This is a genomic window from Labedaea rhizosphaerae (genome assembly GCF_004362825.1).
Lineage (GTDB): Bacteria > Actinomycetota > Actinomycetes > Mycobacteriales > Pseudonocardiaceae > Labedaea > Labedaea rhizosphaerae.
In genome coordinates this window covers 736569-748484 of the sequence record NZ_SNXZ01000002.1, presented here as the reverse complement: position 1 = coordinate 748484, position 11916 = coordinate 736569, and the positions used below count along the sequence as shown (strand labels likewise).

Below are 11916 nucleotides of genomic sequence, written 5' to 3'. Positions count from 1 at the left end.
TATGTCGTATGCAATGAACCGGGGGTTACGTGTCCGTCAGCGATGACATTCCGGCGTGGCAGGTCCTCGCCGACGTGCTGCTCCAGTGCGAGGCCCTCGTCTGCCGGCTGGGCGACGGCCTGGAACCGCGCGACTTCGCGGGCCTGTACGTCGGCGAGGACGACGTGCAGCGCGTGCTGGCCGGGCTGCCGGGGCTCGGCGCCCCCGAACCCGAGCAGGTCAAGGTCGTGCGGGCCGCGCTCGCGCCGCACATGACGGCGGCCGGGTCGGCGTTCGCGGACCACCTGCGGGGCGACTCGGTGTTCGCCCGGGTGTGCCGGGTGGCCGGGCTCGCCCCACGCGATGCCATGGTGCTGGCGCTGCTGGCCGCTGTGGACGCGTCGCCGCAACGCGGGCGGCTCGTGGCGTACGTGCAGGACAACGTGCAGGTGCCGCGGCTGACCATGGCCACCTTGATCCGGATCCTGGGCGAGCCCGTCGCGCCGTCCCTGGGTCCGGGCGGCGCACTGCGCGGGGCGGCCCTGGTCGAGACCAGTGAGGACGGTCCCTGGGCGGGGCGGACGTTCTGGCCCGCGGCCCGGGTGTCGTGGGCGCTGGCCGGTGACGACTCACCCGATCCCGGCTTGCCCGCGGCCACGCGCCGTGTCGGCACCACAAGCGAATCGGGTGCGCCACCGGAGTTGCTGCTGGCCACCGGCGCGGACGCGGCCACCCGGTTCGCCGCCGTGGCCGCCCGGTGCCCCGGCCGCGGGCTGCTCGTCTGCCGCTGCCCGGCGACGCCGGGGGAGTGGGCCGCCGTGGTGCGCGAAGCCGTGCTGGGCGACCGGGTGGTCGTGCTCGAAGTGGACGCTCCGCTCGACGCCGAGGCGGCCGCGCGGATCGCCGACGCGGACCGGCTCACCTGGGTGCTCAGCTCGGCGGGCGAACTGCCGTTGAACACGCTGCCGCGGCGTGGGTGGAGCGAGCTTCGGCTCGACTCGGCGCTGGCCGGGCCGGTCGACTGGGAACGCGTGCTCGGCATCGGCCCGGACCCGGCGTTCCCGCTGACCCGCGACCAGTTGCCGTTGGTCGCGGCGGCCGTGGGTGGCGACCCGGAGCGCGTCGCCGACGGCGTGCGGCGCCTGGCCGGTGGCCACCTCGACCAGCTCGCCGTCCGCGTCCGTCCACAACGGACGATGACCGACCTCGTGCTGCCCACCGACCAGTCCGCGCAGATCACCGAGCTGATCGCGCGCTGCCGGCTCCGCAGCACGGTGTACCAGGAGTGGGGGTTCTCGCCGCTGCCGTCCACCGGCGTCGTCGCGTTGTTCTCCGGGCCGTCGGGCACCGGCAAGACGCTCGCCGCCGAGGTGCTCGCCGGTGAGCTCGGCCTCGACCTCTACAAGATCGACCTCTCCTCGGTGGTCAGCAAGTACATCGGTGAGACCGAGAAGAACCTTGAACGCATTTTCCAGGCCGCTTCCGCCGGTGAACTCGTGCTGTTCTTCGACGAGGCCGACGCGTTGTTCGGCAAGCGTTCGGAAGTGAGCAGCGCGCACGACCGGTACGCCAACGTCGAGGTCGCCTACCTGTTGCAACGCCTGGAGACCTATCAAGGCATCGTCGTCATCGCCACCAACCTGCAACGCAACATCGACGACGCCTTCCTGCGCCGCATCTCGGTGGCGGTCGACTTCGAGGCGCCCGACGAGCCGCACCGCAAACTCATCTGGCAGCAGGCGTTCCCGTCGACCGCGCCGGTCGGCGACCTCGACCTCGACTTCCTGGCCCGGCAGTTCCGCATCACCGGCGGCATCATCCGCAACGCCGCGCTCGGCGCCGCGTTCCTCGCCGCCGCACACGACGGCAAGGTCACGATGGAACGCGTCGTGCTCGCCATCAAACGCGAATTCCAGAAACTCGGCAGGCTGCGCACCGAAGCCGAATTCGGTCCCTACTACAACCTGGTGAAAGGCGACGACGATGCTGCACCTGCTCGATGAATCCCTCGAGACCTTCCTGCGCGCGGTGGTCCCGCTGCCCAAGGAGATCGACGTGGTGTTCGCCGCGCCGGACAAGGACTGGGCCGCCCGCGTCTCGCGGCCGACGATCAACCTCTACCTGTGGGACGTCCGGCGCAACACCTCCGAGCGCGAGTTCGGCATCTTCACCGAGACCGACGACGCGGGCCGCACCGTGCACCGGGCGCCCCAGCCCAGGGTCGACTGCCGTTACCTGATCACCGCCTGGACCGCCGACTCCCGCGACGAGCACTCGCTGCTCGGCGCCACGCTCGCCGCCGTGCTGACCCAGCCCGTGCTGGAGGCCGAGCACGTCGCGCCCGCCTACCGCACGGTCGAGCCGCGGCCGAGCCTCACCCTGGCCACCGGCGACGGTTCGGAGAACTCCGACTTCTGGTCCGCGCTCGGCGGGCAGCTCAAGCCTGGCCTGGACGTCACCGTGACCGCGACCGTCGACATCGGGCTGATGGCCGAGGCGGGCCCGGCCGTGCGGCGCATCGGCATCGCGGCGACGCCGACCGGCGGGGAGCGCAACGAGCGCCTCTTCGTCGCCGGGCGCACCGACGCCCCGCCCGGCACGATCGTGTCCACCCCGCACGGCGCGGCCGAGGTCGGCGCGGACGGCTCGTTCGTGGTGAGCGCCGAGGTCGGCGACGAACTCCGGGTGGACGGCGAGCGACGGCACAAGGTCGCCGGCCGGGGTGGTTCGGACGTGTGAACCGTGGTCTGACCGACGTTTTTTCCAGGCCTCACGGACGTTTTTCCAGGGAGGTGCTCGGGTACTCAGGGCCATGACGAGACGCGACGACGAGTACGGCCGATTCGGCCCGCTCTTCGCGCGCATGGCCGGTGCCCAGGGTGCTGAGCGTGCGCGGATCCGCGATGAGCTGATCACCGGGCACCTGCCGCTGGCCAACCACATCGCGCGCAAGTTCGCTCGCCGTGGTCAGCCGCTGGAGGACCTGGAACAGGTGGCGCGGCTCGGCCTGGTCAACGCCGTCGACCGGTTCGACCCGCAGCGGGACAAGCCGTTCCTCGCGTTCGCCGTACCGACCATCATGGGTGAGGTCCGCCGGTACTTCCGCGATACCGGGTGGTCGCTCTCGGTGCCGCGCCGGCTCAAGGAACTGCACCTGCGGATCACCGCCGAGTCCGAGCAGCTGCGCCAGCGCCTCGGCCGGTCGCCGACGCCCAGCGAGCTGGCGACGGTGCTGGGACTGTCGATCGACGAGGTCTACGAGGGCATCGAGGCGGCCAACGCGTACCAGCTCTTCTCCATCGACCACCCGGGCGCCGGTTCCGACCAGCCGGGCAAGCACCCGGCGGTGACCGACACCCTGGGCGACGACGACGCCGCGCTGGCCATGGTCGAGAACGTCGCCTCGCTGCGCCCGTTGATCAGCAAGCTGCCCGCGCGGGAACGGCTGATCCTGGCGCTGCGCTTCTCCGGTGATCTGACCCAGTCGCAGATCGCGGACCGGGTCGGGCTCTCGCAGATGCACGTCTCGCGCCTGCTGGCCAAGACGCTGGCTCAGCTGCGGTCGGACATCGAGGCCTGACCGGCCAGGGGCAGCCAGTTGGTGGCGGCGGTGACGTCGTCGACCACCGGCAGCACCTCCTCGAGCTCGGCCAGCTCGACGATCCGGCGCACCACGCTCTTCTTGCCGGCGAGGATGCAGACGTAGAGGCCGAGCTCGGCGCAATGCCCGGCGAACGTGCGGAGCATGCGTATGCCCACGGCGCCGCAGAAGCCGACGCCCCGCATGTCCAGCACCACCACGCGGCACTCCGGCGGCCGGTCGGCCAGGGCGCGGGTCAGTTCGCACGCGCAGGCCGATGCGGTGAGCAGGTCCAGGTCACCGCTGATGGCGATGGCCAGCGCGTCGTTCTCGACCGTGTCCGTCACGCCTATTCGGGGCATCGCGACCCTCCGGAACTCGTGAACACGAGAGCCGGCCACACGGGTTGAAGCCGTCAGGTGGTTCGCCGTCAAAGATAACCTCGTGCCGGGCATCCGGCACAGGATGCGCGTCACGCGTTCGCGCGGGTCATCAGCATCCTGATCAGCAGGTGTGTGCTTGCCTCGCCGTCGGGTTCGGCCCACGTCTTGAGGTCGGTCGCCAGGGCGCGCAGGATCTGCAGGTCGACCGAGTCGGGCAGGCCTTCCTCGGCGCTGGCCACCCGAACCATGACCTCGACGGAGTGGGCCACACCCGCGTCGATCCGCACGGCGCAGCAGACCTTCGTGCCGGGTGCGGCGAGCGGCAGCAGCAGCGAGCACGCCTCGTCCACGGCCAGCCGGATATCGGTGATCTCCTCGAGCGGGAAGTCGTGGGCCATCACGACGGCGGCCGCCATCGCCCGGACGACCGGCGCGGCGTGTGCCGTCGCCGGTGCCTCGAGCACGAATTCGTCGTCATCGGGCGGCATTCCGGAACCCTAACCAATGCCCGAGACGTCGTCGGCGCCGACGTTTCGATCGACGCCCAGCGGGAATCCGGAGCCGAGCGATCCTCCAGGTGAGGAGGACCATCGTGGACGTTCGGCGGAGGAACAGATGAAGATCGTGGTGATCGGCGCGAGCGGCAACGTGGGCACCGCGGTCCTCGACGCGCTGCACGAGTCCGGCAGCGGGGACGACTCCGTGCACGCCATCGCGCGCAGGCGGCCCGAACCCCTGCCGCCGTACGCCCACACGAGCTGGCACGAGGTCGACATCGCCGATCCCCGCGCGAGCGGGCGGCTCGAGGAGGTGTTCGCCGGCGCGGACGTCGTCGTGCAGCTCGCCTGGGCGATCCAGCCCAACCACGACCGCCAGGCGTTGCGCGACACCAATGTGGACGGTTCGCGCCGGGTGTTCGACGCGCTCGCCCGGGCCGGGGTGCCACACCTGGTCTACGTGTCGTCGATCGGCACGTACGCCCCCGCCGTCACCTCCGCGCCGGTGGACGAGCAGTGGCCGGCGACGGGCGTGCGGTCGTCGATGTACAGCACCGACAAGGCGGCGGTCGAGACCTACCTCGACGAGTTCGAGCGGCGGCACCCCGCCACCACGGTCACCCGCCTGCGCCCGGCCCTGGTCATGCACCGCGCCGCCGCCGAGGAGATCCAGCGCTTCTTCATCGGCCCGGTTCCCAGGGCCCTCTTCAAGGTGCTCCGCCGTGGCCGGCTGCCGATGGTCCCGCTGCCCGGCGCGTTGCGCATGCAGGTCGTGCACGCCGTCGACCTGGCCGCCGCCGTCGTCGCGGCGATCCGGACGCGGCTGCCCGGCGCGGTGAACATCGCGACGGACCCGGTGCTCTCGGCCGAGGACCTCGCCCAGCTCGTCGGCAAGCGGCTGGTGCCCATGCCCGCCCGGCTGCTGCGGCCGATCGTGCACGGCGCGTGGCGGCTGCGCGCGGTGCCGGTGTCGCCGGGCTGGCTCGACCTCGCGATGCGCGTGCCGGTCATGAGCACCCGCCGTGCTCGCACGGAGTTGGGCTGGGAACCGAAGGTGACCGCGCGTGCCGCGGTGCAGGACCTGCTGGAGGGCCTCGCGCAGGGCGCGGGTCAGCCTGCCAGCCCGGCCCTGCGACCCTGATCTGGTCGTTGATCTAGTCGTTGTCCGCCCCGCTCCACAGCAGGCTCGTCGTCAGCAGCGTGGCCGCGTCGTTGCGTGAGCCGTTGTCCAGCACGAGCGCGACCTGCTCGACGGCGTCGTGGCGCCGGTCGGTGAGCAGCGCCAGCAGCGCCCGCAGGGCAGCGCGGGGCACCGGGCCGACGTCGTCGATCGTCAGCGCTTCGCCGGAGTGGTCGTACAACTCGAGCTGGTAGGGCTCGTCGGCCGGCAGATCCGTGGCCGGCGTGCGGCCCTTCGCCGCCTGGGCCGCCCGCTCGAGCAGTTCCAGCACCACGGCCTCGATCCGGCCGTCCGTGCGGTCCGGGTCCGGCGGCAGCAGCTCCTCTATGACGTCCGTGACCGCCTCGCCGTGACCGCGCTCGACCAGGCCGAGCAGCTTGTGGGCGATGTCGTTGGGCGAATCGCCGTCCTGGATGGCGCTCATCGTCCTCGGCGCCCGCCCTGTTCCGGTTGGTCCGCTTCGGTCATGATCGTCGATTACCCCGAATGGCTGGGGCCTGAACACGCCCTGGTGGCGAGGTTTCGCCGGGATCGGCGGTGGGCATCAAGGGCTCATGCGGCTCACCCGTAGCGACCCGGACACGCCGGGTCTCCAACGCCGCCGCCACGGCAAGGGATTCCGGTTCCTGACCGCGGACGGCGGGCCGCTGGACCCGGAAACCCGCGCCCGGTGCGAGAAGCTGGTGATCCCGCCCGCGTGGCGGGAGGTCTGGATCTGCCCGGACGAGCGAGGCCACATCCAGGCCGTCGGGATCGACGATGCCGGGCGGCGCCAGTACATCTACCACGAGCAGTGGCGTGCCGCCCGGGACGAGGAGAAGCACGCCCGCGTGGTGGCGCTGGCCCGCAAGCTGCCCAAGGTGCGCGAGAAGATCCTCGAGGACCTGCGTGGCCGCGGCCTCACCGAACGCCGGGTGCTCGCGGGAACCCTGTGGATGCTCGACCGCGGGGTGTTCCGCACCGGTGGCGACGAGTACGCCGAGCAGAACGGCAGCTACGGCCTGACCACGTTGCTGCCCGAACACGTGCGGGTGGACGGGGACCGCCTGCACTTCGACTACCCGGCCAAGAGCGGGGTCCGCCAGGAGTTCGAGCTGACCGACCGCGAGCTCGCGAAGCTCGTCCGCGCGCTGCTGAAGGCCGAGCCCGGCACCGGGCGGCTGCTGGCCTACCGCGAGGGCAAGCAGTGGCAAGAGGTGCGGGCCACGACCGTGAACGCGCGGTTCAAGGAGCTGGTCGGCGACCGCTACACGGTCAAGGACCTGCGCACCTGGCACGCGACGGTGTTCACCGCGTCGTTCCTGGCCCGCCGCGAGCGGCCGACGAGCCCCACGAAGGCACGCCAGGTGGTCAGCCGGGCCATGCGCGCGGTGGCCGACGAACTGGGCAACACCCCGGCCGTGGCTCGCCGGTCCTATGTGGACCCAAGGGTGATCGACCGGTTCGAGGAGGGCGAGACCATCGAGGCGGCGCTGCGGCGGGCGAAGCGGGCCGACGGGCCGCGGGCGACCGCGATCGTGGAGCGCGCCGTGATCCGGTTGCTGACTCGATAAGGACGCCGTTTCGTGTTTGGCGGCGCCGTTTGCGGCCGATTCTCTGAACAAGCACCACGACCCGCCGACCCGAGAGGATGCCCATGAACACGCCGCGCGCCATCCTCTTCGACCGGGACGGGACGCTCGTGGTCGAGGTGCCCGACAACCCCGACCCGACCGCCGTGCGCACCATGCCCGGTGCCCTGGCGGCCTTGGACGCCGCCCGGTCGCGAAAGATCCACATCGGCGTGCTCAGCAACCAGCCGGGCATCGCGCTGGGGTCGCTCACCGAGGCGGCCGGCCACGCGGTCGATGCCCAGGTGGAACGATTATTGGGCCCCTTCGACACATGGCAGGTGTGCCCGCACGCGCCGGCCGACGGCTGCTCGTGTCGCAAACCCAAGCCCGGCCTGGTGCTGGCCGCCTGCCGCGAGCTGGGCGTCGAACCCCGGCACACCTTCGTGATCGGCGACACCGCCGCCGACGTCGAAGCGGCGCGGGCGGCCGGCGCGGTGGGCATCCTGGTGCCCACGCTGTCGACCGCCCGGGCGGAGGTCGAAGCGGCATCCTGGGTGGAGACGACCTTGGTCGACGCCGTGCACAGCGTCATCGACGCGACGCGGGAGGACCTGACCCCGTCGGTCCAGTGAGGACGACGACCGGGGCGAACCCGCTGCTGCTGCTTGCTTCCAGTGCGTGCTGGGTAACCGGTGTCCGTGGGTACCCAACGAACAGTGGCATCGGTCGCGGCCGCGGCGCGCACGGCACTCGCGGACGGCGCCCTCGAGCTGCCTGACCCCGGGTCCGGCGGTACCGGCGCCCGCTGGGCGGCGCTCGAGGAGCTGGGTCGCGCCGACCTCACCGTGGCCCGGCTGGCCGAGGGCCACGTCGACGCGGTGTCGATCCTGCACGAGGCCGGCCTGACCGCGCGGCCGGGCCGGCTCTACGGCGTCTGGGCGGCACGCTCCGGCGGCACCGGCGCCGTCATCCGCGACGGCGCGCTGAGCGGCACCGTCCGGTTCTGCTCGGGCACCGGCTCGCTGGACCGGGCGCTGGTCGCGGCCCTGGCCGACGACGACAAGTCGCTGCTGGTGGACGTCGACCTGACCGACGAGCGGATCAGCCGGGACGCCGACGCGTGGCAGGCGATCGGCATGGACGCCTCGGACAGCGGCGACGTCACCTTCCACGACCTGCCGGTCGGAGCCGACGCTGTGGTCGGTCCGCCCGGCTTCTACCTGGAGCGCCCGGGGTTCTGGTGGGGTGGCGGGGGAGTGGCCGCCGTCTGGTGGGGTGGGTGCGCGGGCGTGCTCGACCGGCTGCGGGCCCAGCTCGCCGAGCGCGAACCCGACGAGCACCAGCTCGCCCACCTCGGTGCGCTGCACACCGGGCTCATCGCGACGCGCGCGCTGCTCGCCGACACCGCGGCCGCCATCGACGCAGAGCCGTCCGCCGAGCACCGGGACCTGGTTATGGTGTGCCGCGGCGCGGTCGAGGTCCTGGCCCGCGACGTGCTCGACCGGGTGCCGCGGATCACCGGGCCGACCGCGCTGTCGCGGGACCGGGGTTTCGCGCAGGCCCTGGCCGACCTGCAGGTGTACGTGCGCCAGCACCACGGCGAGCGCGACTTCGCCGCCCTGGGCCGGTTGGTCCTGGCCGGGTGCCGATGAGCGGGCGTCCCGTCACGGCGGAAGCGCGGTGGTCCGAGCCGTTGGCCACCCGGGTCACGGCGGCCGCCGACCTGTTCGAGCACCGGCGGATCGTGGTCGTCGCGGCCCACCCCGACGACGAGACGCTCGCGCTCGGCGGTTTCCTGCAGGCGTACCACGACGAGGGCGGGGACCTGACGCTCGTGGTCGCCACCCGCGGCGAACTCGCCTTCCCCGCCGCGGACCACGCCGAACAGGGCGCGCTGGCGCGCGAGCGCACCGGCGAACTCACCAAGGCACTGCGCGCACTCGGCGCACCGGACACCGAGGTGCGGTGGCTGGACCTGCCCGATTCCGGGCTGGCCGACCACGAACGCGAGCTGACCGACCGGCTGCGCCCGCTGCTGCGCGACGCCGATTGCGTGCTGGCCCCGTGGCCGTTGGACCCCCACCCCGACCACGCCGCGGCCGGGCGTGCGGCCCTCGCCGCCGCGCCGATCACCGCGCACCGCTGGTCCTACCCGATCTGGATGTGGCACTGGACCGACCCCGTCGACTCGGCCATCCCGTGGACCCGGGCGGCCCGGATCCCGTTGACCCCGACGCGACAACGGCGCAAAGCGGTGGCCCTCGCGGCCTTCGCCTCGCAGCTGCGGCCCGGCCCGCGCGGCGAGCCGGCCATCCTGGACCGGTCGATGCTGGCGCACTTCGCCCGCGACCACGAGGTGGTGTTCCGCGAACCACGCGAGGATTCCGCGCCCGTCGAGCGGTTCGGTGCGCTCTACGGCGCGAACGCCGATCCGTGGGACACCCGGTCGAGTTGGTACGAGCGGCGCAAGCGGCAGGTGGTGCTGGCCTCGTTGCCGCGCGAGCACTACCGGCTGGCCATCGAGCCCGGCTGCGGCACCGGTGCGTTGACCGTGCAGCTGCAGGAGCGGTGCGACCGCGTGCTCGCGTTCGACCCCGTCCCCGAGGCCGTCGCGGCCGCGCGGGCGGCCGGCGCACGGGCGGTGACCGTCGCGGCCGTACCCGCCGACATGCCCGCGGACCTGCCGGATGTGCGGGCCGACTTGGTCGTGTGCAGCGAAATCCTCTACTACCTGTCCGATGTGGACCTGAAGGAGACGGTCGCGGAGCTGGTGTCGGTGCTGGAGCCCGGCGGCGACTTCGTCGCCGTGCACTGGCGCGGTTGGCCCGCCGAGGCACCGCGGGACGCGGTGGCCACCCACGCGGTGCTCACCGAGCACCCGGCGCTGCGCACCGTGGTCGAGCACACCGACGAGGAGTTCCTGCTGCACGTCCTGCGCCGCTCGTGATCGCCACCGGCGGTATCGCGGCGGTCGGTGTCGCGGCCGTTGGTGTCGTCGTGCCCGCCCGCGACGAGCGTCCCCGGATCGGCGCGTGCCTGCGGTCGGTGACCAGGGCGCTGCGGTCCTCCGCGCTGCGCGGGGTCGTGTGCGTGGTCCCGGACCGGTGCGCCGACGACACCGAAGCGCTGGTGCGCAACGAATTCCCGGACGTGCTCGTGGTGGGCAACGACCTGCCGCTGCGCCTCGGGGAGGTGCGCGCCCTGGGCATGCGGGCGGTGCTCGCCGACCTCGGTGCGGTGGACCCGGCCGCGGTGTGGTTGCTCAACACCGACGCGGATTCGGTCGTCGGCACCGACTGGGTGACCGGGCACGTCGCGCACGCGGACGCCGGCCTGGACGCCGTCGCCGGGCTCGTGCGGCTGACCGGCACAGGTCACCTGCGGCCGGCGACCTTGCGCCGCTACCGCGAACAGGTCGCCGCCGGAATACGCCCGCTGGACCACGACCACGTGTACGGCGCCAACCTGGGCGTGCGCGCCAGCGCCTACCTCTCGGTCGGCGGCTACGCGCCGCTGGACACCGGCGAGGACCGCGACCTGTGGCGCAGGCTGGCCGCCGCGGGCCGGCGCGTGGCGCAACCGACGGACCCCGTGGTGCGCACCAGCGCCCGCCTCGACGGCCGTGCCGTGGGCGGTCTCGCCAGCCTGTTGGGTGACCTCGATGCCGGTCCGTGACGTTTCAGCGGCGTCCATCCGGGCTATTCCGGGTGTATGCCGAGCCGACGCAGCCCCATCGATCTCATCGCCAACGTCACCGCGCTGGATCGTGCCGCCGGGTTGGTGCGCGACGCCGTGCACAAGGTGCTCCAGCCCGGCGCGGTGAAGAACGCGCTGCACGGCGTGTGGCTCGGGCACGCGTTGCACCCCGCGCTCGCGCAGATGCCGCTCGGCTTCTTCACCGCCGCGACGGCGCTGGACGTCATCGGCGACCAGGACGCCGCGGCCAAGCGGCTGATCGGGCTCGGCATCGTGACCAGCGTGCCCGCCGCGACGACCGGGCTCGCCGACTTCGCGGAGGGACACGAGGAGCAGCAACGCATCGGCATCGTCCACGCAACCCTGAACACGGTGGCGCTCGGCTGCTACGGGGCGTCCCTCGTGCAGCGGGCGCGGGGGCGCTCGGGCACCGCGAGCAGTCTGCTCGGCTGCGTCATCTCCGTCGCTTCGGCCGCCCTGGGCGGCGACCTGATCTCCCGGCACGCGATGGGCGCCAACCACGCCGCCGAGGTCCCGCACACCGGACCGGACGACTGGCACGAACTGGGGCTGGTCAACGACTTCACCACCGATCGTCCGGCCCGCCGGATGGCCGGGCTCATCCCGGTCATGGTGATCAAGCAGAGCACCGGCTTCACCGTGCTGTACGACGAGTGCAGCCACATGGCGGCGCCGTTGCACGACGGCGAACTCGACACCGTCGAAGGCGAGCGGTGCATCGTCTGCCCCTGGCACGGCAGCGCCTTCCGGGTCGACGACGGGGCCGTGGTGCACGGCCCGGCGATCGCGCCACAACCCGTGCTGGACACCGAGATCCGCGAAGGCGTGCTGTATGCGAAGGTCCGCACCTTCGCCGGCGTGCCCGCGAGTTGACGAGTTCCAGAACGGTTGCACCGCAGTCGAACTGCGGACCATTGGGCTGTGCGTTAGCGTCCAAGCAAGTCTTCGCGGGCGCTTGAACAGCCAGGCGCCTCTGCACTCATGGCAGCCCGGTGCCGCGAACACGCCGAGCAACGCCAGCGGCCCG

General features: G+C 72.5%; 13 protein-coding genes. 10 read left to right on the top strand and 3 right to left on the bottom strand.

The genetic code is table 11. From position 1 onward, the window contains the following. Positions 1-29 precede the first annotated feature (29 nt). The 3 genes from EV186_RS12670 to EV186_RS12660 all read left to right on the top strand — a co-directional run bounded on the left by EV186_RS12670 (position 30) and on the right by EV186_RS12660 (position 3559). A complete protein-coding gene (locus EV186_RS12670) occupies positions 30-1982 on the top strand; it encodes an ATP-binding protein (protein WP_166659147.1) in 1953 nt (650 codons plus the stop codon). Then, entirely contained in the window at positions 1963-2718 is a 756-nt protein-coding gene (locus EV186_RS12665; RefSeq protein ID WP_133849415.1) for a Pvc16 family protein, read from the top strand. Before EV186_RS12670 ends, EV186_RS12665 begins: the two co-directional genes overlap by 20 nt. Positions 2719-2791: 73 nt before the next feature. Then, entirely contained in the window at positions 2792-3559 is a 768-nt protein-coding gene (locus EV186_RS12660) for a SigB/SigF/SigG family RNA polymerase sigma factor (protein ID WP_133849414.1), read from the top strand. Here the strand turns inward: EV186_RS12660 and EV186_RS12655 are convergent. Both EV186_RS12655 and EV186_RS12650 read right to left on the bottom strand, forming a co-directional pair. After that, positions 3532-3906, bottom strand: a complete 375-nt coding sequence (locus EV186_RS12655) for an STAS domain-containing protein (protein ID WP_166659146.1) — start codon at positions 3904-3906, stop codon at positions 3532-3534. The two genes, EV186_RS12660 and EV186_RS12655, sit on opposite strands and share 28 nt — an antisense overlap. Before the next feature lie 125 nt (positions 3907-4031). Next, positions 4032-4430, bottom strand: a complete 399-nt coding sequence (locus EV186_RS12650; protein ID WP_133849412.1) for a hypothetical protein — start codon at positions 4428-4430, stop codon at positions 4032-4034. A 127-nt stretch (positions 4431-4557) separates the two neighbouring features. Between EV186_RS12650 and EV186_RS12645 the strand changes: the two genes are divergently transcribed. Further along, positions 4558-5580 (top strand): NAD-dependent epimerase/dehydratase family protein, encoded by a 1023-nt coding sequence (locus EV186_RS12645; protein ID WP_133849411.1) that lies wholly within the window; start codon positions 4558-4560, stop codon positions 5578-5580. Between the two features lie 13 nt (positions 5581-5593). Here EV186_RS12645 and EV186_RS12640 read toward each other — a convergent pair whose 3' ends face one another. Next, entirely contained in the window at positions 5594-6043 is a 450-nt protein-coding gene (locus EV186_RS12640) for a hypothetical protein (RefSeq protein WP_133849410.1), read from the bottom strand. 130 nt (positions 6044-6173) lie between these two features. Between EV186_RS12640 and EV186_RS12635 the strand changes: the two genes are divergently transcribed. The 6 genes from EV186_RS12635 (at position 6174) to EV186_RS12610 (ending at position 11762) form a co-directional block, all read left to right on the top strand. After that, positions 6174-7172: a DNA topoisomerase IB gene (locus tag EV186_RS12635; protein WP_133849409.1), complete on the top strand. Its 999-nt coding sequence runs from the start codon at positions 6174-6176 to the stop codon at positions 7170-7172. An 83-nt stretch (positions 7173-7255) separates the two neighbouring features. Next, the gene (locus EV186_RS12630) at positions 7256-7804 is read left to right on the top strand and encodes an HAD-IIIA family hydrolase (protein WP_208115583.1); all 549 of its coding nucleotides are present in this window, start codon (positions 7256-7258) and stop codon (positions 7802-7804) included. An 84-nt stretch (positions 7805-7888) separates the two neighbouring features. Next, positions 7889-8824: an acyl-CoA dehydrogenase family protein gene (locus EV186_RS12625; protein ID WP_243753999.1), complete on the top strand. Its 936-nt coding sequence runs from the start codon at positions 7889-7891 to the stop codon at positions 8822-8824. Beyond that, on the top strand, positions 8821-10119 hold the full coding sequence (locus EV186_RS12620) for a bifunctional PIG-L family deacetylase/class I SAM-dependent methyltransferase (RefSeq protein WP_133849406.1): 1299 nt from the start codon (positions 8821-8823) through the stop codon (positions 10117-10119). Before EV186_RS12625 ends, EV186_RS12620 begins: the two co-directional genes overlap by 4 nt. Next, on the top strand, positions 10116-10847 hold the full coding sequence (locus EV186_RS12615; protein ID WP_243753998.1) for a glycosyltransferase family 2 protein: 732 nt from the start codon (positions 10116-10118) through the stop codon (positions 10845-10847). The genes EV186_RS12620 and EV186_RS12615 overlap by 4 nt, the downstream gene beginning before the upstream one ends. Before the next feature lie 36 nt (positions 10848-10883). Continuing rightward, positions 10884-11762, top strand: a complete 879-nt coding sequence (locus EV186_RS12610; RefSeq protein WP_133849405.1) for a Rieske (2Fe-2S) protein — start codon at positions 10884-10886, stop codon at positions 11760-11762. The last annotated feature ends 154 nt before the right edge of the window (positions 11763-11916 follow it).

Coding starts and splice junctions, on each gene's coding strand:
- EV186_RS12660 (WP_133849414.1), top strand. CDS start 2,792: ATGACGAGACGCGACGACGAGTACGGCCGATTCGGCCCGCTCTTCGCG.
- EV186_RS12635 (WP_133849409.1), top strand. CDS start 6,174: ATGCGGCTCACCCGTAGCGACCCGGACACGCCGGGTCTCCAACGCCGC.
- EV186_RS12640 (WP_133849410.1), bottom strand. CDS start 6,043: ATGAGCGCCATCCAGGACGGCGATTCGCCCAACGACATCGCCCACAAG.
- EV186_RS12665 (WP_133849415.1), top strand. CDS start 1,963: ATGCTGCACCTGCTCGATGAATCCCTCGAGACCTTCCTGCGCGCGGTG.
- EV186_RS12620 (WP_133849406.1), top strand. CDS start 8,821: ATGAGCGGGCGTCCCGTCACGGCGGAAGCGCGGTGGTCCGAGCCGTTG.
- EV186_RS12610 (WP_133849405.1), top strand. CDS start 10,884: ATGCCGAGCCGACGCAGCCCCATCGATCTCATCGCCAACGTCACCGCG.
- EV186_RS12645 (WP_133849411.1), top strand. CDS start 4,558: ATGAAGATCGTGGTGATCGGCGCGAGCGGCAACGTGGGCACCGCGGTC.
- EV186_RS12650 (WP_133849412.1), bottom strand. CDS start 4,430: ATGCCGCCCGATGACGACGAATTCGTGCTCGAGGCACCGGCGACGGCA.
- EV186_RS12630 (WP_208115583.1), top strand. CDS start 7,256: ATGAACACGCCGCGCGCCATCCTCTTCGACCGGGACGGGACGCTCGTG.